This window comes from Vagococcus teuberi (assembly GCF_001870205.1).
Classification (GTDB): domain Bacteria; phylum Bacillota; class Bacilli; order Lactobacillales; family Vagococcaceae; genus Vagococcus; species Vagococcus teuberi.
The window spans coordinates 268,470-289,462 of sequence record NZ_CP017267.1 but is presented as its reverse complement, the minus strand read 5'-3'; the positions used below and the strand labels follow the sequence as shown (position 1 = coordinate 289,462).

The window sequence follows — 20,993 nt, the reverse complement described above, 5'->3', positions numbered from 1 at the left end:
TTTGATAAATATGAAAAAGAAAGCACTGTTTTTAGGTGCTTTCTTTTTATTTTGTAGATTTTTAATTGAAGTCCATATATAATAAAGCAGGGTTGAATTGTTCATGTTAACAACATTAATAAACACAAAAGATTATACGATTATGACAAGAAGAAAACATTCAAAAAAAAACAACAGCTGTTTAAACAGCAAAAAGGAAAACACATACATAAAATGGCTCGTTTTAATCATCACTTTTATCACAATTTTTACATTAAATCAATTAACATACTATACATCTGATGATTATACTTACCATTATGTCTATAAAGGACATATGCCAACAACTGATATTGAGAAAATAGATGGGATAGGCTCCATCGTTACTTCACAAATCAATCATTACCATTTGTGGAATGGACGATATTTAGCCCATAGTATCGTTCAATTTTTTCTTCAATATGACAAAATTATTTTTAATATATTTAACACATTCGCATTTATCCTATTGATGTATTTAATCTATGCAATTATAGAAACTAGGTCAAGTATTAAGAAACCAGGCATGCTTTTAGCGCAAATAGCGATGTTACTTTGGTTAATGATTCCAAGTTTTGGTCAAACAGTGCTGTGGGTATCTGGGGCAGGAAACTATCTTTGGACCTCACTCTTTTACACTGGTTTTTTATTGCTATATTTAAAAAATCTAGACGATCATCTTTTTGTGATTTTGGGGTCTATCTTCTTAGGATTTTTGACAGGTGTAACAAATGAAAATTCTGGTCCAGCTACGATATTGGTAGCCGTATGCATCTTTTTATTAAATATTATCATCAATAAAAAAATAAAAATTTATCAGATTACAGGTATTTTATTCTCCGTTTTAGGCTTTATCTCCATGATGTCCTCAGCTGGATCACAAAAACGTGGCCATATTGATTTATCAATAGAAGTCTTATCACGAAATCTAACTAACATTTTCACCAATAGCATGATTCATTTTTATTTTTTCTATCTATTAATTCTTGTTCTGATACTTATTTTATCATTACTGAAAGCTATAAATGCAAAAGATATCTACTTCATCATTCTTTTACTTATAGGGCATTTTGCTTGTATTTATAGTCTGATTCTTGTTTCTGAACAACCCTTACGTGTATTATTTGGGGCATCTGTTTATCTCGTAATAGTTACCACATATTTACTCAATCGTTTGCTTAAATTAAAAAAATCCCAATTTATTTTAACTGTTGGGTTATTACTTTTTTCAGCCTATCATTACTATAATGCCATACAAGACAATCGTACAACATATTCTCAAGTAATGGAACAAGTTGCTTTACTAAAAAATGCAAGTCCAGATGAGGATGTCACTTTGCCTATGATTACTTATCCTAAAACTAATTATAATGCCTATAAAGGGACTGCCAATGTGACACAGGATAGGGAAGCTTGGTTCAATAAATGGATGGCTCAGTACTATAATGTGAAATCAATTACCGGCATTCCACAACCAAATAAGTAAGAAACGAATAAACCGTTAATATGAAAAAACTAGTTACGCCAAACCTTTCTATGATTTGAAATAACTAGTTTTTATTTAGTGTATAAGTTTCTATCTAATTCGCTCTAATATCCGCTCAATATTCATCGTCACAAACTCATCATCTTGAATCCCGCTCACATATGATTCATGTGATTTTTCTTCAAGTAAACTTCTTAATTCTTTTTCATAACGTTTAATTTGTGGTGCAAGTAAAATCACATCATAATGTTGTTGTGACAATTTTGTTTCCACACGTTGAACTGGTGCATAATCAACATCATAATTCAAACCATGATCTCTTAAACTTTCTAACATTTTTGAAACAAATAATGAGGCACTAATACCTGACTCACAGACAAATAAAATACTTTTTTCCATGTCATTCACCTTTTATATTTTTTTAACTTTAACAGGCTGACCAGTTTTCAATGATTCATTTGCAGCAAATGCTAAACGTTGTGCCATGATACCATCTTCATATGTCACAACAGTGTCTGTGTCATCTTTAATAGCTGTTAAAAATTCTTCCACTTCTTTAATGTATGCATCATTGTAACGCTCTAAGAAGAAGTGAAGTGGTTTTTGGCTATGAACACCGGACTCATCTGATAACACAACTTGATTTACTCGTTCATTTTCTGCTTGAGACGCACCTTTTGAACCAAATGCTTCTAAACGTTGGTCATAACCATACACTGCTTGACGACTGTTACTAATCACACCTAAACAACCATTTTCAAAGGTTAATGTCACAATTGCTGTGTCAACATCGATTCCTTCAAGTTCAGGATTAACCAATGCATCCCCTGTAGCATAAACTTCTTTTACTTCACTACCTGTGATAAAACGGGCCATATCAAAGTCATGTATCATCATATCAAAAAATAGACCGCCTGACGACTTAACATAAGATAAAGGTGGTGCTTCTGGATCACGTGAATCAATACGTAATAATTGGATATCTCCAATTGATCCATCTTGAACATGTTTTTTTACTTGTGCAAAATTACGGTCGAAACGACGGTTAACACCTAGTTGGAATTTCACCCCTGCTTCTTTCACAATATGATAGGTTTCAACTGTTTCTTCATCAGAAAAACTAATTGGTTTTTCACAGAAGATATGTTTTTTCGCTGCCGCTGCTTTTTTGATTAATTCAACATGTGTGTCCGTTGGTGTACAAATAAATACCACATCAATCTCATCATCATTAAAGATGGCATCAAAATCCGATACTAATGGTACACCATATTCTGCTTCAAATGTTGGCATGTTATCTGCAAAAATATCCGCGACCGCTTTTACTTTAACACCTGGCATTTGTACTAAGTTTTTCGTGTGAAGTTTTCCAATACGTCCGCCGCCAATTACGCCTACAACTAATTCTTTTGTCATATCATTCATCCCCTAATTTTTTTATCTAGCAATCCCCACTGGAGAAAACATTAAATATGTTAAAATAACTACTAAAACGGTAATCACACTCACTAATTTTGTATGTTTCCAAGGTGTGATATCTACTTTTGTATTAAAGACTTTCAATTCAAAATCACCATCTGGTTTCAGTTTTGAAACCACAAACATAACAAGCATATCTAAGAAAAATAGCACACTTAACACATATAGAAAATGCACATCTTTTAACACAACTTTTGATAACGCATACAAGATAATATGTAAGTAAATCGTTACTTTTGCTGCAAAGGCTGTTGCTTTTTTAGAGTAAAATGCTAATAGAATAATTACCAATAATGGCATATTATACAATCCATTGAATTCTTGCACGAATTGATACAACCCTGCTGGTGCAAATGAAATCAATGGTGAGATAAAGATAGATAACAACCCGATCGCAACGGTAATCCGTTTACCAAAACGCGTGATATCATGATCGGTTGCTTGTTTATTGAAAACAGGCTTATAAAAATCAAGCGATAATAATGTTGAGGTCGCGTTTAACGCTCCTGAGAATGACGATAAAATCGCCCCAAAAATAACTGCTGCAAACACGCCATAAATCATCTCTGGTAAAACATGTGTCACAAGTGTTGGGTACGCCTCATCAGGCATCCCCATTAATGCATCACCAAAAATATTTCTCGCTACAATTCCTGGAAATACTAAAAATAATGCACCAAATACTTTAAAGAACCCAACAATAAATACGCCTTTTTGCGCTTCAGCTAAGTTTTTTCCAGCTAACGCTTTTTGGACAATCATCTGATTGGTACACCAGAAATATAAATTATTAAACATCATACCTGTTAATAGTGTTGGCCAAGGAACAATCGCTGAATCAATTGAACCAACAGAATTTAGTAACCAAGGTGTGTTATCCACAATGTGATCAATTCCTGCAATGAAACTACCATCACCAAGCATTGTAACGCCAATTGTCGGAATCAGTAGACCACAAGCTAATAAACCAAAGCCATACACTGTATCGCTGTAAGCACTTAGACGTAATCCCCCAATAAGTAGGTACAAAATTCCAATGACACCAATAGCTAGTGAAACGACAATGATTGACGTAATAGGACGAATACCCAACAGTTCATCAATCCGAAAAATCTTATTAAATACTAATGATCCTGAATATAATACCACGGGTAAAAAAGATGTGATGTAAGTAATAATAAATAATGCTGAAATAATTCTCTTAATTTGTGTATCATAACGTATTTCAATAAAATCAGATACGGTATTAATCCCATATTTTAAATACTTTGGTAAGAAAACGGACGCTAACATAACGATTGCGATGGCTGATGTGACTTCCCATGCCATAACTTCCATTCCTGCGACATAACTTTGTCCATTTTGGCCCACAATTTGCTCTGTTGATAAATTCGTCATAATAATCGAACCAGCAATCGGTAGGGCAGTCAAACTTCGACCACCCATAAAGAATCCTTCTGCCCCATCAACATTGACGCCACGTGAGCGTTTATAAGCAAATAACCACACACAACTAATAATGACAACAAAACTTAAAATAGAAAATAGATTCATGACCGTCTCCCTTTATTACAGTTTCGTAACTGATTTGATGTATTCACGAGCATTTTTTGCATAAATAAATGGATTAGCTTTTGCTGGATCTTGTTCTGCTTCTACGACAATCCATCCTTCATAACCATCTTTTTCAATCTCTTCCCAAATTGGTGTAAAATCAATCATGCCATCTCCTGGAACAGTGAACACGCCTTCTTTAACGCCTTTTAAGAAACTAAATGTGTTTGTTTTGACTTCTTCCATTTTTTCTTTACGGATATCTTTAAAGTGAATATGTTTAATACGGTCTTTGTGTGTTTGATACACTTCAATCGGATCTTCACCAGAGAAAACTAAGTGACCAGTATCATATAATAGTGACACTTTTTTAGGATCTGTCTCAGCCATCAAACGATTGATTTCATCAGTTGTTTGGACACCTGTCCCCATATGGTGGTGGTAAACAATAGACATGTCTTTTTCATTTGCCAACTCGCCTAATTTATCTAACCCACTTGTTAATTTTTCCCATTCATCTTCTGTAAATTCAGGTTTTTTATCAAAAACAGGTGTCTCCATTTGACCTTGTACACTATGTCCTTGTTCTGACACAACGATGACTTTTGCTCCCATCGCATGTAAAAAGTCACGATGTAACATAAAAGCCTCTTCTGTTTCTTCAAATGGTTTGGTTGTTAAAAAAGCACTAAACCATGCACTAGCTACTGATAACCCACGTGGTTCTAAGTAACTTTTTAATTCTTCTGGATTTTTCGGATATTTGTTTCCAATTTCTGTTCCTGTGTACCCTGCTAATGCCATTTCACTGATACATTGTTCAAACGTATTTTCCTTACCTAATTCCGGCATATCATCATTTGTCCAAGCGATTGGTGCAATCCCTAACTTAATAATTGTCATAGTATCCTCCTAGCTCAAAAAAGAGCGCTTTCTTTGTTTTTAAAAGAAATATAGCTAACACCTTTATTTAGCTAGCTATATTCCCAAACCTTAATACTTCCACGCTTTTTCTAACTTCTGTTCTCTTTGTTTCCATGCTTGTGTCACATTAGGATTATCTGATACTTCTGATACTCCAACATTCCACCAACCACCATATCCATCAGTCATGGTTTTTGGCAATACTTTAATGTCAATCAATGTTGACACTGTTTGTTTTTTTGCATCTTCTAATGCGGCAACAAGTTCCTCACGTGTGTTAACACGATACACTTTTGCTCCATATCCTTTTGCAACCATTGCATAATCAATTGCCATAATTTGATTATCAGCATCACGTAATTCACAATTAAAACTTCCACCACCATTAGACATTTGTAAATTATTAATACAGCCATATCCAGCGTTATCAAACAAACAAATATTAATTTTTTGTTTGTACTGTAGGGCTGTTACTAACTCTGTATGTAACATCAAGAAACTACCATCGCCTAATACGGCATACACTTCTTGATTTGGATTAGCCAATTTTGCTCCTAACGCTCCTGCTACTTCATACCCCATACATGAGTAACCATACTCTAAATGATATGTATTGACTGTATCTGTTTCCCATAATCGTTGCACATCTCCTGGTAAAGAACCCGCTGAAGCAACGACAACACTGTCATCTGCTACTGTATCATTTAGTGTGATTAACGCATTGGTTTGGGTAAATTCTGTTTGCAACACATCAGCATAATCATTCATGATTTCTTGTGAAAAATGATCCGCAATTTCTGCTTTAAATGTTTCTCTATTAAAGACAATATTATGTAAACGTTGGCGTTCTTCTTGCCATTCTTTTTGCCATTCTTCTAACTCATGACCATAACTGGCTTTATAGTCATCCAAATGTTGACTAAACCATTCTAAGCTAGCCTTCGCGTCACCCACTACTTGTAAGGCATCAAATTTATAGGCTTGTACTCGACTCACATTGATATTAATAAAACGTGTTTTATCATAATTAAATGCTGTCTTTGATGACGTAGTAAAATCGGTATAACGAGTTCCAATTCCTATCACTAAATCAGTAGACTCAATCGCTTTATTGGCAGCTGATGTTCCTAAGATACCTGTACCACCTAAGTTATAAGCAAAACTATTTGGAATAGTTGACTTACCTGCATGCGTTTCAACTAATGGGATATTATGTTGCGTTGCAATCTGTTGGATTATCTCACCAGCACCAGAATATCTCGCACCACCACCCACAATCATCACTGGACGTTTGCTTTCTTTTATTCTATCTAGTGCATCATTCAAGGCTCTTTCAACAGGACTTGTACGATCTAAATAGTGAACACGTTTTTTAAAAAATGATGCATCAAAATCAAATGCTTCCCCTTCAGTATCTTGCGGTAAACAAATCGTTGCTGGTCCTGCTGTTGCAGGGTTTGTCATCACTTCAAACGCTCGAATTAACGCTGACATCAACTGTTCGGGACGCGTCACACGATCCCAATATCGTGATACCGCTTTAAATGCATCGTTTGTTGTTAGTGAAATACTAGATTCATGCTCTAGTTGTTGCAACACTGGATCTGGTTGACGTGTTGCAAAGGTATCTGCTGGTAAAAATAAAACAGGAATATTATTAGCATGTGCTGTCGCTGCTGCTGTAATCATGTTTGCTGATCCTGGCCCAGCTGAGGCTGTTACAGCATAAATTTTTTGTCGTTTCATTTGTTTGGCATAAGCAATCGCAGCATGCGCCATCCCTTGTTCATTTTTACCTTGCATTACGTTTAAATGCCCTGGATTTTCCTCTAAAGCATGACCTAAACCTAAGACATTACCATGTCCAAAAATATTAAATACTCCTTCAACAAAAGGTGTTTCTACACCATCAACATAGATATATTGTTGATTTAAAAACTTAACTAATGCTTGTGCTGTTGTTAATCGAATTGTTTCTCTCATTAGCTTACTTCCTTTTAGTTTGATTGTTCTTCCATTAACGCTTCAATTTGTTCCACTGTTGGCATGGCTTCAGATGAGCTATGTTTACTTACCACGATGGCTGCTGAGGCACTACCATATTGCAATGCTTCTTGAATTGTTTTTCCCTTACTTAAAGCATATAAAAAGGCTGCGGCATAAGAGTCCCCTGCGCCAAATGTTTTTAATACATTTGATTTATACGCTTTACCACGGAATGTTTCGCCCTCTTTTGTATAAGCATATGACCCTTCCACACCATGTTTAATCACGATTAATTCAGGCTCATGTTGGAATAAATACGCGACTGTTTTGTCGTTATTTCCTTCTGTTACGTTTTCCAACATATTAAATTCATCACGTGTTCCAATCACGACATCTGATTGTTCAGCTACGATTGAGTAGTAAACAGATACTTCTTCTGCATTTTTCCATGTGTAAGGACGATAATCTAATTCGAAAACCACTTTAACATTATTTTTTCTCGCTAGCGCAACCGACTTCAACACTGCTTCACGGCTAGGACTTTGTGCCAATCCTGTTCCTGATACAACCAACATTTTAGCTTGTTTAATATACTCTTCATCGACTTCACTTGGCTCTAAATATAAGTCAGCCACATCATCCCGATACATTAAAATACTGCATTCTGATGGACTTAGAATTTCGGTAAACGCTAACCCTGATTTGTGTCCATTTTTATCGATTGCCATTTGACTTGTATCAATTCCAACTTCTGACATGTAATTTGAGATAAATCGACCATGTTGATCATCAGGAATTTTCCCAATAAATCCACAAGATAATCCTAATTTTGAAGCACCAATTGCAATATTCGCTGGAGATCCTCCAACATATTTACTAAATGTTTCTGTCTCTTCCATTGGACGATTGTACTCGACTGCATTTAAATCAATACACGCTCGGCCAACAGCTATTAAATCATAAGTTGTCATAGTTAAACTCCTTTTTATTAATCTCTACTTAAAATCCATTCATGATCTTTGTCATTATGAAATTGCCATTTTTTGATTGGCCCTGCCATAATATTTAAATAGTAACCATCGTATCCATCAGGGACTGATACTGGATGATAACCTTTTGGTACTAGCACCACATTTTCATGTTCTACAGTCATGGTTTCATCTAACGAACGATCATCGGTATACACTCTTTGGAATACAAATCCATGTTTAGGGGTCATTTCATGATAATAGGTTTCTTCCAAGAAGGATTCATGTGGTAAATTATTTTGATCGTGTTTATGAGGGGGATAGCTAGACCAATTACCACTATCTGTATATACTTCAACCACAATCAATTTATCTGAAATGGGACTTTGATCATCCATAATATTATGCACTGTTCGTTTATTTTGATATTTACCACGATGTTCTACTGTATTATCAGAAGCTTTAATTAAAGCTGTTGGCAATGATTTATTACTTGGAGCGTAGGCTATTAATACTCTAGCATCCTCATTGGTCATAATATCGAACGTTTTACCACTTGAAACATAGACACTATCAGTTGGAACTCTATCAAAGACATCTTGACGATTCCCAATTTGTTTAAATGACTCTTCTCCAACTGTTACATCAATTTTCCCAGTCATCACGACAATACACGCTTCTAAATTCGTTAATTCTTCTGTGTAAATACCATCTTTAGATAGGTTTAACACGCGCATTTCAATATAGCGTAATCCGTCCGCCTCACGTGTCACGTGATGGCATTCCACCACGTGTTCAGAAAGTTCTTTTTTATACGGACGTCGTTTTAACTCAACCATTTTATTTCCTCCTCTACACATCACTGCGTGCATAACGTGCTGTTACGACTTTATTCCGTGTATAGAAATCTACTCCAGCTTTCCCATTTGCTGGTAGTGTGCCGTAGAATGATGATTTCCATCCTGAGAATGGGAACATTGCCATTGGAGCAGGAACACCTAAGTTAATACCTAACATTCCAGCATCAATGTTTTCTCTAAAGTAGCGAATAGCCGAAGCATTATTTGTAAAGAGGCAAGCACCGTTAGCAAACTCTGAGGCATTCGCGATGTTAATCCCTTCTTGTAAATCTTTAATTTTCATAATAGATAATACTGGAGCAAATAATTCATCTTTCCAGATAGTCATGTCTGTTGTCACACCTTCAAAAATAGTTGGTCCAACAAAGAATCCCGCCTCATCTAGTTGCTCACGACCATCACAGATTAAATTAGCACCTGCTTCAATGCCTTGCTCGATATAGTTTAGTGTACGATCTAAGTTTTCTTGACGAATAACTGGGCCCAAGAACACGCCATCATCTAATCCATTACCCATCTTGATATCTTTTGTGGCTTTTGTTAACTCAACCATGAATTCATCATAGATACCCTCTTCTACAGTTACCACTGCAGCAGCCATACAACGCTCACCCGCTGAACCAAACGCGGCACTTACAATAGCAGGAATACTGTCTTTAAGATTGGCATCATTTAACACAATCGTATGATTTTTAGCTCCTGTTAGGGATTGAACACGTTTTAAGTTTTTAGATCCTTCAGTATAAACATATTGTCCAACTGGTTGCGACCCAACAAATGAAATCGCTTTGATATCCGGGTGTTGCAATAAACCGTTTACAACATCATGTGCTCCAAAAACTACATTAAATACTCCTTTAGGTAGACCAGCTTCTTCTAATAAGCTCACCACTTTTTCCATTAACATAGGTGCTTTTTCAGAGGGTTTCAATACTACTGTATTTCCTGTAGCAATCGCCATCGGGAACATCCAGAATGGAACCATCATTGGAAAGTTAAATGGTGTTATTCCACCAACCACTCCGATTGGGTATTTATAAACACTTGCTTCAACATCTGTTGCGATAGAAGATAAATTATCCCCCATCATTAAAGTTGGTGCTCCAGCAGCAAATTCTACGTTTTCAATACCACGTTGAACTTCACCATATGCTTCAGATAAAGCCTTTCCATTTTCTAACGTAACTAATTTTGCTAACTCATCTTTGTTTTCAATTAATAATTGATGAAATTTATATAAAATTCTTGCTCGTCTTGGTACAGCGACTTCTTTCCATATTTGAAATGCTTCATGTGCTACTGTTGCTGCATGATCTAAATCCTCACGAGTTGATAACGGAACGTCACACATTGCTTCTTTTGTTGCAGGGTTAACTACTGTTTCGTATGTGGTTGTTCGACTTTCTACCCACTCACCGTTTATATAATTTTTTAATTTTCTAATTGACATTAATACCCCTCCATAGATTTACTTAAAACATACCATTTAAATTGTTACATCTTGGTTGTTTTGGTTAACTTCGATTTAATATTACCTTTAATCTAATCAACAGTCAATGTTTTTTGACATTTTTTTCAAAAAAATTGTTAACTTATATAAAAAATGGTTAAGTATTGATTAAGTTTAATATAAATGCTATCATGAAAGAAAAGATAGTGAACGGAGAAAAGATTATGAAAGAAAAACGTTTTGAATCGATTAAACAGTATATTTTAGACCATCATCACGTTAGCCTAAAAGAACTTGAAGAAGAATTCAATGTCTCGATGAATACCATCAGACGAGATGTAAACAAAATTTTAACTGACTCACGTTTTGAAAAAGTTTATGGTGGTATCAGTGTTAAAGAAGGAACACTCGTTGATTTTGAATATCGAAACATTGAAAATAAGGAAGAAAAAAAAGCCATTGCAAAAAGGGCAGCTTCTTTTATTGAACCTGATGATTTAGTTTATATAGACTCTGGAACAACAACAAAATATATTTTGGACTATATAGATGAAGATATGCCTCTTATTATCATCACAAATAGCTTAGACGTAGTACTAAAAGCAGAAAAACTAAGAAAGGTCACTATATTTCTAATTGGGCATATCTTTAAAAAACCCACTCGTTCATTTGTTGGAGTAGAAAACGATGAGTTATCAGTGAAGTACAATATTACCAAAGCGTTTATGGCAGCTACTGCAGTTTCCATTTGGAATGGATTAATGAACTCTGATATTATGGAATATGAGATAAAACGACAAGTGATGGACAAAGCTAATATGAAATTTTTATTAGCTGATAAAACAAAATTTGATCACTCCACTCTTTTAACTTATGCCAATTTAAGTGATGTTGATACATTAATCTCAAACAAATCATTTTCAGATCCTTATACGTCATATTTTTCGGATCATAATATTAACTTTATCGAGATATAAAAAAGTGATAGGAAACCATTAATGGTCCTATCACTTTTTTATTTACCCATCATAATCTTCCATTAAATCCTTAAATAACCCATAAACAAATTGATTTGGATTAAACTCTTCTAAATCAGTGATTTTTTCACCTAAACCAACTAGTTTCACTGGTAAATGTAACTCATTTCTAATAGCTAATACAATCCCACCTTTAGCAGTTCCATCTAGCTTAGTTAAAACTATCCCTGTAACGTCTGTGGTATTTTTAAATTCTTTTGCTTGAATCAAAGCGTTTTGACCAGTTGTTGCGTCTACTACTAACAAGACTTCATGAGGAGCAGAAGGATATTCTCGTTCAATAATACGCTTCATTTTTTCTAATTCTTTCATTAAGTTGACTTTATTTTGCAAACGTCCTGCTGTATCAACTAATAGAATATCATAATGCTCGTTTTTCATTTTTTCTACTGCATCAAATACAACAGCAGCAGGATCTCCACCAGCATTATGTCTAACCACATCCACACCAGCACGTTCTCCCCAAACAACCAATTGATCAATTGCTCCGGCTCTAAAGGTATCCGCAGCAGCTAACAAGACTTTCTTACCCTCATCCTTGTAACGTTTGGCTAATTTACCAATACTTGTTGTTTTACCAACACCATTCACACCAACAAATAGCATAATAGTCGGACTATCAGTTTGGATGTTTAACTCATTATTTTCTTCAATGCCTTCTGCTTCATAAATCTCAACTAATTTTTCGATAATCGTTGCTTGAACATCTTTTTTCTTCTTCACGTTTTTTAGTTTGACTTCTTCTTGTAACTCATCAGAAATACGCATTGCCGTTTCAAATCCAACATCGGCAGAAATCAACGCTTCTTCTAAGTCTTCAAAGAACTCATCATCAACCATTCTGAAATTAGCAAATAGTTCATTCATATACTGACCAAACGAACGTCTTGATTTCTCTAATCCTTTATCATATTTTTTAATGGTTTCTTCTTTTTTCTCTTCGACTACTGGTGGTTCTGGTACCTTAACTGGCTTTTTAACCTCTGGCACTTCTTCAACGATTGTTTCTTTTATTTCCTCTTTAGGTTGTTCTTGCTCACTCACTTCAACTAATTCTTCAACAATCGTTTCTTCTTTTTCTTCTGGTTCTTCCGTTACGACAACTGTGCCATGATTTTCTTCTTGAGAGAGTTCTTCGACCGTTTCCTCTAATTCTTCAACTAGTTCTTCTTTCGGTGCTTCTTCAACTTTTTTCTCACCTAAAACGGCTTTTTTTATCTTATCAAAAAATCCCATTTAACTTCCTCCTACTATTTTGTCAGCACAAATGTTTCAACCGCATGTGCGACTCCATCTTCTTCATTACTTTTCGTGATAAATTGGGCGATGTCTTTGACTTCTTGACTTCCATTATCCATCACGACTCCCATTCCTGCATACTCAATCATCGAAAAATCGTTGGCTTCATCACCAATTGCCATCACTTCAGATTGTTTAATGCCTAAATAGTTAGCTAACTCATCAATTCCAGCTGCTTTACTTGCTTCTTTATGGATGATTTCTAATAGATTCACACGAGACTTCATGATATTAAATTCTTCCAATAATTCTTTTGGTAATTGTGCTATTTTTTCATCAAGATAGCTTGTTTCAACTGCCACCACCATTTTATTAAATAAACGATCCTTATCTAATGTTTCGAGTGTGGCATGTTCTACCTTAAGCAATGGATTCATTGATTCATAGATTGATGTATGAGGTTCTTTAGCCGTATCCAGATGAATGACTGTATCCGCAGAAATAATATCTAGTGGTAAATTTAATTTTCTCATCACTTTTGCGACACGACTCACTTCATCAAACGATAATGAATGAGCTAATAATGTCTCTGCCGTATCGTTTTTTTGCACGGAGCTACCATTAAACGTGATGCTATAATCTCCTTCATCTCTTAACTCTAATCTATCTAGATAAGGCTCAATCGCAAATAATGGTCTTCCTGTGCAAAGAACGACTTTAACACCTTGTTCTTTAGCTTTAGTTAATACTTCTTTGTTTCTATCTGAAATTTGTTTATCATCTGTTAACAATGTACCATCTAAATCAATCGCGATTAATCTAATCATACCATTCTCCCCTGTCTATTTTAGTGTCTCTTCTAGTTTTTCCATCTCTTCTAAATGTACGGACACGACTTTCGAGATACCCGACTCTTGCATCGTCACCCCATACAACATTTTAGCTGACTCCATCGTTCCTTTACGATGAGTGATTACTATAAATTGCGTGGCATCTCCAAAGTGACGCAAGTAATTTCCAAATCGGGCAACGTTTGCTTCATCTAATGCTGCTTCAACCTCATCTAAAATACAAAACGGAATTGGGCGTGCTTGAATGATAGAAAACAGCAAGGCAATCGCAGTTAACGCCCTTTCTCCACCAGACAATAAACTTAATTGTTGTAATTTTTTACCAGGTGGTTGTGCGACAATATCTATTCCAGTATGAAGTAAATCTGTTTCATCACTTAATATCAAATCAGCATGTCCACCTCCAAACATTTTAGGAAACACTTGACGAAACTCTTCACGAATATCACAAAAGACTTCATGGAACTGTTTCATCACTAACATGTCCATCTCATCCATTGTCTCTTGTAACTCATCTTTCGCTTGATTCAAATCATCTCGTTGACTCGTTAAAAAGTCATATCGTTCTAATATTTCATCATGTTGCGCAATGGCTGATATATTGACTGGCCCTAGCTCTGAAATTTTAACTTTCAAATCACGAATGACTTGGCTCACTTGTGATGCATCTTGAATATCAAATGATCTTTCTTTTGCTGCTTCAAAAGTTAAACTATATTCTTCTTGTAAATAAGTCAATAAACTATCTAATTGATTATCACAAGTTCCCTGCATGATTTCAAGCTCGGTTTTCTGATTCACAAGTTCACGAATGACTGCATAACTTTTATCGACTATTACGTCGTGTTCTTTGATTGTTTTAGCATAGTGCTCTCGTTGTTTCTTTGCTTTACTAATTTGAGTCAAGACTTCTTCTCTTTTACGAGATGCTTCGCTCATTTGTTTTGCAATGTTTTCTTCGTCTTCTTTATAATGAGAACTGTCTTCCTCATGGGATTGACTTTCCTGTAACATTTCACTCATTTTTTGATCTGCTTCTTGTAACCGAGTATTTCGTTCTAATTGTTTTTCAGCTAACTGATTTAGTTTTTCTTTTGTAACAGCCAAATCGGCCTCTTTTTGAGCGAGTTCTTTTGTTAAAGTTTCTTTTTTCTCAGAATTCGTCGCCTCTAACTGATCCACATCAGCCATTCTTTTATCTAACTCTGCAATCTTTTGAACAAGTTCTTTTTGTTGTGCTTCATAATGTTCTTTTTCTTGTTGATACTCTGTAAGAAATTGATTTAATTCACTTTGCTCATACTCTAGTATTTTCTTTTCTTTTTCTAACTGCGTCACATCTTGCGTTAAAAGAGATACTTGTGATTGTAGTTTTTGCTCTGTTAGTCTGGCTTCTTCACCCAATTTACGCAGATTTTCAAGTGAGTCATCTATTAAAGAAACTTCTTTTTGCAATTCAGTCACGTCAGTTTCTTTTTGTTTGTATAGAGTGGTCATTTGAGATAATTGCTTTTCAATATCTTGTAACTCTTTTGATTGAGAAAACCAGTGCATCGACTGACCTTTTTTGCTCATCCCACCAGTCATAGAACCACCAGGATTCATCACATCTCCATCCAATGATACCACACGATACTGAAAGTTAATTTGTTTTGCGATATGAGTGGCTGCCTCTAATGAATCCGCCACAATAGTTAAGCCTAATAAGTTCTTAACAATGGCAGAAACCTCTTCATCATAACGAACTAACTCACTAGCTACTCCCACAAACCCTGACATATTTTGTACTTTATCTAAAACATCTTGCCTAATATATCGTGCTTTAACAGTAGTCAATGGCAGAAACGTCGCACGACCTAGTCTTTGTTTCTTCAAATAAGAAATAGCTTCTCTAGCACTTTGGTCATCCTTTGTTACAACATATTGAACACTTGCTCCAAGTGCTGTTTCAAGGGCTTGTTGATAAGATGATGGTATATCAATTAATTCCGCTACAGCACCGACTATACCTGGAAACTGTTGTTTTTCTTTTAGCACCGCTCGCACACCTTGATAGAAACCTGAATAGTTATCTTGCAATTCTTTCAAGCTTTTTTGCTTAGCTTGGGCTTGTTGTAAGATTCTTAAGGCATCCATTAACTGCGTGTTTAACTTTTTTAATTCCTGACTACGTTGCTCTTTAAGTTGTCTTTTTTGCTGATAGTCTTCTAAATAGGTGACAACATTTTCTTTTTTAACGTCATACACTTTTGTTAATTCATCTAGTTCTTTTTGTTTGTTAGTTATCGTTTCAACAAGCTCTTCATACTGATTCATTTCACGCGAGTTTTTATTGGTTTCTTGGTTAAATTGTTTTTCTAAATGTTTTAACTCGTTGTTCACATGACTTTGTTGTTGCATGTATTCTAGATAATCACTTCGCATATCATCTAATTGCTCTTTAGCTGATTTGCTGTATTGAACTAGTTCTTCTCGAATGCGTGAAATCAATTTCGTAAGAGATTTCTTTTCTTCAATTAAACTATTTTCTTCCTCTTCTAAAGAATGAATTTCTTGTTTAAGTGCTTCTTTTTCCGTATCTAAGTTACGTAACGTCTTTTGTTGCGCCTCTTTTGTTTGAACAGAAAATTTTTGTTTTTCCTCTAACACTCGCTTTTGTGTTTCAAGTTGTTCATATTGCGTGCTATAGTCAAGCAGGCGTTGCTGATGGCTATCAAGCATTTGCTCAAGAGTTGCTTGCTCAGATTTTAATCGTTCAAGCTTTTCTTCTAGTTCATTTTTTTCAGTTTCTTTCTGATTTATCAACTGATTTTTTTCTTCAAGTTGTTTTTTATTATCATTCCATTTGTTTTTTGTTTCTTCAATTAAATGAGTTGTCATACTCACATCTTGCTCAGATAACTGCTCTTTTAATGCTAAATAGGTCTTCGCATTATCGCTTTGTTGTTTCAATGGTGCTAGTTGAATTTCCAGCTCATAAATAATATCTTGCACACGACTAAGGTTATCGTCTGTCTCTCCTAGATGTTTTTCTGCCTGTTTCTTGCGGTTTTTATATTTCAATACTCCAGCAGCTTCTTCAAAAATCGCACGACGTTCTTCAGGTTTACTGTTAAAAATTTCTTCTACTTTCCCTTGAGAAATAATCGAAAAAGAATCTCTACCTAAACCTGAATCCATGAATAAACTAATCACGTCTTTTAGGCGACAACGTTGTTTATTGATGAAAAAATCACTCTCGCCGTCACGTGTTAGTCGTCTTGTGACACTGACTTCAGTGTACTCAATCGGTAAAAAATGGTCCTCATTATCTAGTACTAACGTCACTTCTGCTATATTTAACGGTGAACGCGAAGAAGAGCCAGCAAAAATAACGTCTGGCATTTTCCCCCCACGTAAACTTTTTGCTGACTGCTCCCCTAAAACCCATCGAATGGCTTCTGTAATATTACTTTTTCCACTTCCATTAGGACCAACTATTGCCGTCAAGCCTTCATTAAATTCAATTACTGTTCGATCTGCAAAGGATTTAAATCCTGCAATTTCAATTCGTTTCAAATACACAAACAATAAGTCCCCTTCCTAGGATTCTTCTGCTAAAATGTTGGCTAATGCTGCTTCTGCCGCTTTTTGTTCTGCCACTTTTTTAGACTTTCCAGACCCCTTACCTAGAGGCGTTCCTCCACCACATACTTCAACATGGAAGATTCTTGCATGGGCAGGTCCTTCTTCTGCTATTAAATGATACTCAATCAAGATATCACCATTTTTTTGTAATACTTCTTGTAGAGTGGTTTTATGATCCATCTCATGTGAAAAAGCACCAGTTTCAATTTTTGCTACGACTACTTGGTAGATAAATTCTTTCGATTTTTTAGCTCCTTGATCCAAATATAGAGCTCCTAAAAAAGCTTCGAATAAATCACACAACAATGATGAACGACTTCTACCATTTGAATTTTCCTCTCCCTTACCAAGTTTAACAAATTGATCAAAACCACATTCTTTAGCAAACATTGCTAAACTATCTTCTCTAACAATTGTCGAACGTAGTTTTGTTAATTTCCCTTCTGGTAAATCTTGAAAATGACGGTATAAATAATCAGATACTTCTAACTCTAAGACAGCATCTCCTAGAAATTCTAATCGTTCATTATCTTGTAGTTCAAAATGTCGATGCTCATTCACATAGGATGAATGGGTAAACGCTTGTTCCAATAACGAGATGTCTTTAAAAATGATGTTATAGTCTGTCTTTAATAACTGTGTTAACGTTTGTTCCATTGAATGTGCCTCTCCCTTTTAACCATAGATACTCTTATTATACGTTTTTTTTGTTTGAAAGAAAACAAAAACTATCAATTTGACCAAATAGCCAAATTGATAGTCATTAATCTTTATTTTTTATCTGTTACACCAACATGAGACCATGGGTTACTTGTTACATCATAAGCCCAGTCAAATCCAGTTACTTTGTCACTCACTGGCAATACAGCGTCTCTGAATAATGTTGGAATGACAAATGCTTCGTCAGCAACATATTCTTGCCATTCTTTAAATTTATCTGTACGGTATTTACCATCAAATGATTTCTCAGAATCAATTTCGTTCAATAGCTTAGTATTTTCATCACTGACAAAACGAGTGTAGTTAAACGCTGCTTTAGGTCCGTATAATCCTGATTGAGATGGATCTGAACTTAATCCCCAAGCCGCTTGATAAACATCAACGTCTGGTGAATCATTTTTCAATTTATCATAGAATGATTGGAATTCAATTAAACGACCAGTTGATAATTTAACATCTAAACCAATTTCTTTCCAGCAGTCCATGTAGTATTCGGCTAATGGTTGGGCAGTTTCGCCACCTGACATAGAAGCAAAGTTAATTTCTAGCTTTTCACCTTTTGGATCGCGACGGAATTCTTCACCATCTTTTTTCTTGTATCCTGCTTCATCTAATAATTTATTTGCTTTATCAATATCTTGTTTAGAGTAACCAACTAAGCTCTTATCACTAAACTCATCAAAGATTGGTGGTACAATCGCATTAGCAGGTTGACGTAATCCATTGTAGAATTTGTTCGCTACAGCTGCGTTATCAATGGCATACCCCATTGCTTGACGTAATGATTTGTTTGCCATTTTTGAATCTGGATTGTAAACAGATTCACCTTTAGCACCATCCCATTTACCTAATTTGAATCCAATATAAGTATAAGCTAAATCTTGACGACCTAAGATTTCATATCCTTCTATATCTTTGTAGTTTGGATAGTTATCAGTTGGCATACTGAATACCATGTCATATTTTTTAGCTTTCAATGATTCTACAATTGAACTCGATGGTGCGACACGCATTGTGATTTTACTTAATTTGGGTTTTTCACCGTAGTAGTACTCATTTGGTGTGTACTCTACAGATTCACCTGTATTAATTTTTTCCATTTTGTATGGTCCAAAAGTCACAATATTTTTACGTACGGCATCACTTGATTCCATTCCTTTTACTGGAATATCTTTAAAGATATGAGAAGGCATTGCTGAAGTCCAAACAGTTTCACTTGTTTGTTTCATCCCTGGATTCATTTCTTTGTAAGAAATTTCGACCGTTTTGTCATCTACTTTTTTAATTCCTGAGATAGTGTCAGCTTTTCCATCATGGTACTCATCCATACCTACGATATTTTGGAAATCTTCACCATAACGGATACCTGAATAATCTTTGTTACCAATGATTAAGTATGGTTGGATAATATCATCTGCTACTAATGGTTTACCATCTGACCATTTGGCATCTTTAGTAATTGTAATTGTAATTTTCTTACCATCAACATCGATGTCTTTTTTTGCTACTCCGTCATCTGTTGTCTCAAAGTTACCATTACTTGTAAATAATGATTCATGAGATGGTTGCATAAATTGAGCATCATAGTTGTCTTCAGAAAAGGTTTCAGAGAACATTCCTTTAAACTGCGTATCCATAACAACCGCTGCTTCTAACGTTCCGCCTTCTTTGGCTTTTTCTTGATTAGACGTTTTTACTGGGAATTTTGATACATCTTCCGTTTTTTCTGTTTTCCCACCATTTGATTTTTTGTCAGATTTTCCTCCGCCACAAGCTGATAACCCGACTGTTACTGCAGCACCAAGTGCTACGACGCTAAATAATTTTTTGTACTTCATTCCTTCATCCCCCTTAGATTTTTTTATCCTAAACGTTGACGTGCATCAGCTGAACGCTTCAATGCTTGACCAACGTAGTTGATACATAACATCATGACAAGAATTAAAATAGACGCTGGCGCCCACACCCATGTCATATCTGATAAAACGACACCATTTGACGCATACCCAATCAATGTACCTAAACTTGGTGTTGATTGTGGTAATCCGAATCCTAAGTATGACAATGTTGTTTCAATCCCGATGTTGCCTGCAAAGTTCATCGTCAAATTTGTAATAATTAATGAGCTTAAGTTTGGCATTAACTCGCCAAACATAATCTTGAAGTCACTTGTTCCCAATGTTTTTGAGGCACTGATGTAATCACGACGTACTTCAGATAATGTCTTTCCTCTAAAGAGACGTGCTTTTGCGACCCAATAGAATGAACTCATAATCATAATAAAAGAAAATACATTATAGCTTGGAACAATTGTAACAAACACAATGATAATCATCATAATTGGTAAAATCATGATAAAATCAACAATTCGCATAATGATACTATCTACCATACCACCATAGTATCCTGCAACAATCCCTAATCCCACACCAATGATTGATGTCAAAATAGTAATTGAAAACCCAATAACAACAGAGTTACGAGCACCAATGATCAATTGTCCAAAAACATCACGCCCACCTTCGTCAGCACCTAGTAGGTAGCCATCTCCTGGAGCCGCGTATTTATCTAAAATACTTACTTTCATTACAGCATCTTTATCTAAAATAAGTGCTCCAATAAAAATAACTGCAAAGATAATAACTAATAACGATAATGAAAATAATGCTAATTTATCTTTTTTAAATTCTCGAGCAATCATTTTAAAACCTGTTGGTGGAACACTAACAGCTTCTACAGTTGCTTCTTTTTTTTCTTTACTCATAGCGAGTCTCCTTTCTTAATTATTGGTTTG

General features: G+C 35.2%; 16 protein-coding genes. 2 read left to right on the top strand and 14 right to left on the bottom strand.

From position 1 onward, the window contains the following. Positions 1–103 precede the first annotated feature (103 nt). The gene (locus tag BHY08_RS11095) at positions 104–1,504 is read left to right on the top strand and encodes a DUF3329 domain-containing protein (RefSeq protein WP_071456158.1); all 1,401 of its coding nucleotides are present in this window, start codon (positions 104–106) and stop codon (positions 1,502–1,504) included. Between the two features lie 90 nt (positions 1,505–1,594). Here BHY08_RS11095 and BHY08_RS01345 read toward each other — a convergent pair whose 3' ends face one another. From BHY08_RS01345 to BHY08_RS01310, 8 genes are all read right to left on the bottom strand, one after another. Continuing rightward, a complete protein-coding gene (locus BHY08_RS01345; RefSeq protein ID WP_071456157.1) occupies positions 1,595–1,903 on the bottom strand; it encodes a PTS sugar transporter subunit IIB in 309 nt (102 codons plus the stop codon). 12 nt (positions 1,904–1,915) lie between these two features. After that, complete coding sequence (gene iolG / locus BHY08_RS01340) at positions 1,916–2,920, bottom strand: inositol 2-dehydrogenase (protein WP_071456156.1); 1,005 nt, start codon at positions 2,918–2,920, stop codon at positions 1,916–1,918. A gap of 21 nt (positions 2,921–2,941) precedes the next feature. Continuing rightward, positions 2,942–4,537, bottom strand: a complete 1,596-nt coding sequence (locus tag BHY08_RS01335; protein WP_084657144.1) for a solute:sodium symporter family transporter — start codon at positions 4,535–4,537, stop codon at positions 2,942–2,944. A gap of 15 nt (positions 4,538–4,552) precedes the next feature. Further along, a complete protein-coding gene (gene iolE / locus BHY08_RS01330) occupies positions 4,553–5,440 on the bottom strand; it encodes a myo-inosose-2 dehydratase (protein WP_071456155.1) in 888 nt (295 codons plus the stop codon). Positions 5,441–5,530: 90 nt separating this feature from the next. Continuing rightward, on the bottom strand, positions 5,531–7,444 hold the full coding sequence (gene iolD, locus BHY08_RS01325; RefSeq protein ID WP_071456154.1) for a 3D-(3,5/4)-trihydroxycyclohexane-1,2-dione acylhydrolase (decyclizing): 1,914 nt from the start codon (positions 7,442–7,444) through the stop codon (positions 5,531–5,533). 14 nt (positions 7,445–7,458) lie between these two features. Next, positions 7,459–8,418 (bottom strand): 5-dehydro-2-deoxygluconokinase, encoded by a 960-nt coding sequence (iolC, locus tag BHY08_RS01320; RefSeq protein ID WP_071456153.1) that lies wholly within the window; start codon positions 8,416–8,418, stop codon positions 7,459–7,461. A gap of 17 nt (positions 8,419–8,435) precedes the next feature. Further along, a complete protein-coding gene (gene iolB / locus BHY08_RS01315; protein WP_071456152.1) occupies positions 8,436–9,254 on the bottom strand; it encodes a 5-deoxy-glucuronate isomerase in 819 nt (272 codons plus the stop codon). Between the two features lie 13 nt (positions 9,255–9,267). Continuing rightward, positions 9,268–10,725, bottom strand: coding sequence for a CoA-acylating methylmalonate-semialdehyde dehydrogenase (locus tag BHY08_RS01310; RefSeq protein WP_071456151.1), 1,458 nt, complete (start codon positions 10,723–10,725; stop codon positions 9,268–9,270). Positions 10,726–10,949: 224 nt separating this feature from the next. On the opposite strand from BHY08_RS01310, the gene BHY08_RS01305 reads away from it, so the two are divergent. Beyond that, positions 10,950–11,702: a DeoR/GlpR family DNA-binding transcription regulator gene (locus BHY08_RS01305; protein WP_071456150.1), complete on the top strand. Its 753-nt coding sequence runs from the start codon at positions 10,950–10,952 to the stop codon at positions 11,700–11,702. Between the two features lie 42 nt (positions 11,703–11,744). On the opposite strand, the gene ftsY is transcribed toward BHY08_RS01305, so the two are convergent. From ftsY to BHY08_RS01275, 6 genes are all read right to left on the bottom strand, one after another. Beyond that, positions 11,745–12,998, bottom strand: a complete 1,254-nt coding sequence (gene ftsY, locus BHY08_RS01300) for a signal recognition particle-docking protein FtsY (protein WP_071456149.1) — start codon at positions 12,996–12,998, stop codon at positions 11,745–11,747. 14 nt (positions 12,999–13,012) lie between these two features. Further along, positions 13,013–13,828, bottom strand: coding sequence for a Cof-type HAD-IIB family hydrolase (locus BHY08_RS01295; RefSeq protein WP_071456148.1), 816 nt, complete (start codon positions 13,826–13,828; stop codon positions 13,013–13,015). Between the two features lie 15 nt (positions 13,829–13,843). After that, positions 13,844–17,416, bottom strand: a complete 3,573-nt coding sequence (smc, locus tag BHY08_RS01290) for a chromosome segregation protein SMC (RefSeq protein WP_071457799.1) — start codon at positions 17,414–17,416, stop codon at positions 13,844–13,846. Between the two features lie 18 nt (positions 17,417–17,434). Continuing rightward, on the bottom strand, positions 17,435–18,136 hold the full coding sequence (gene rnc, locus BHY08_RS01285) for a ribonuclease III (RefSeq protein WP_071456147.1): 702 nt from the start codon (positions 18,134–18,136) through the stop codon (positions 17,435–17,437). A gap of 113 nt (positions 18,137–18,249) precedes the next feature. Then, on the bottom strand, positions 18,250–20,037 hold the full coding sequence (locus tag BHY08_RS01280; protein WP_071456146.1) for an oligopeptide ABC transporter substrate-binding protein: 1,788 nt from the start codon (positions 20,035–20,037) through the stop codon (positions 18,250–18,252). A gap of 23 nt (positions 20,038–20,060) precedes the next feature. Next, entirely contained in the window at positions 20,061–20,963 is a 903-nt protein-coding gene (locus BHY08_RS01275) for an ABC transporter permease (protein ID WP_071456145.1), read from the bottom strand. Positions 20,964–20,993 lie beyond the last annotated feature (30 nt).

What these genes read in the sequence shown, in the direction of transcription:
- BHY08_RS11095 (WP_071456158.1), top strand. Translation starts at nt 104, where the DNA reads ATGTTAACAACATTAATAAACACAAAAGATTATACGATTATGACAAGA.
- BHY08_RS01345 (WP_071456157.1), bottom strand. Translation starts at nt 1,903, where the DNA reads ATGGAAAAAAGTATTTTATTTGTCTGTGAGTCAGGTATTAGTGCCTCA.
- iolG (WP_071456156.1), bottom strand. Translation starts at nt 2,920, where the DNA reads ATGACAAAAGAATTAGTTGTAGGCGTAATTGGCGGCGGACGTATTGGA.
- BHY08_RS01335 (WP_084657144.1), bottom strand. Translation starts at nt 4,537, where the DNA reads ATGAATCTATTTTCTATTTTAAGTTTTGTTGTCATTATTAGTTGTGTG.
- iolE (WP_071456155.1), bottom strand. Translation starts at nt 5,440, where the DNA reads ATGACAATTATTAAGTTAGGGATTGCACCAATCGCTTGGACAAATGAT.
- iolD (WP_071456154.1), bottom strand. Translation starts at nt 7,444, where the DNA reads ATGAGAGAAACAATTCGATTAACAACAGCACAAGCATTAGTTAAGTTT.
- iolC (WP_071456153.1), bottom strand. Translation starts at nt 8,418, where the DNA reads ATGACAACTTATGATTTAATAGCTGTTGGCCGAGCGTGTATTGATTTA.
- iolB (WP_071456152.1), bottom strand. Translation starts at nt 9,254, where the DNA reads ATGGTTGAGTTAAAACGACGTCCGTATAAAAAAGAACTTTCTGAACAC.
- BHY08_RS01310 (WP_071456151.1), bottom strand. Translation starts at nt 10,725, where the DNA reads ATGTCAATTAGAAAATTAAAAAATTATATAAACGGTGAGTGGGTAGAA.
- BHY08_RS01305 (WP_071456150.1), top strand. Translation starts at nt 10,950, where the DNA reads ATGAAAGAAAAACGTTTTGAATCGATTAAACAGTATATTTTAGACCAT.
- ftsY (WP_071456149.1), bottom strand. Translation starts at nt 12,998, where the DNA reads ATGGGATTTTTTGATAAGATAAAAAAAGCCGTTTTAGGTGAGAAAAAA.
- BHY08_RS01295 (WP_071456148.1), bottom strand. Translation starts at nt 13,828, where the DNA reads ATGATTAGATTAATCGCGATTGATTTAGATGGTACATTGTTAACAGAT.
- rnc (WP_071456147.1), bottom strand. Translation starts at nt 18,136, where the DNA reads ATGGAACAAACGTTAACACAGTTATTAAAGACAGACTATAACATCATT.
- BHY08_RS01280 (WP_071456146.1), bottom strand. Translation starts at nt 20,037, where the DNA reads ATGAAGTACAAAAAATTATTTAGCGTCGTAGCACTTGGTGCTGCAGTA.
- BHY08_RS01275 (WP_071456145.1), bottom strand. Translation starts at nt 20,963, where the DNA reads ATGAGTAAAGAAAAAAAAGAAGCAACTGTAGAAGCTGTTAGTGTTCCA.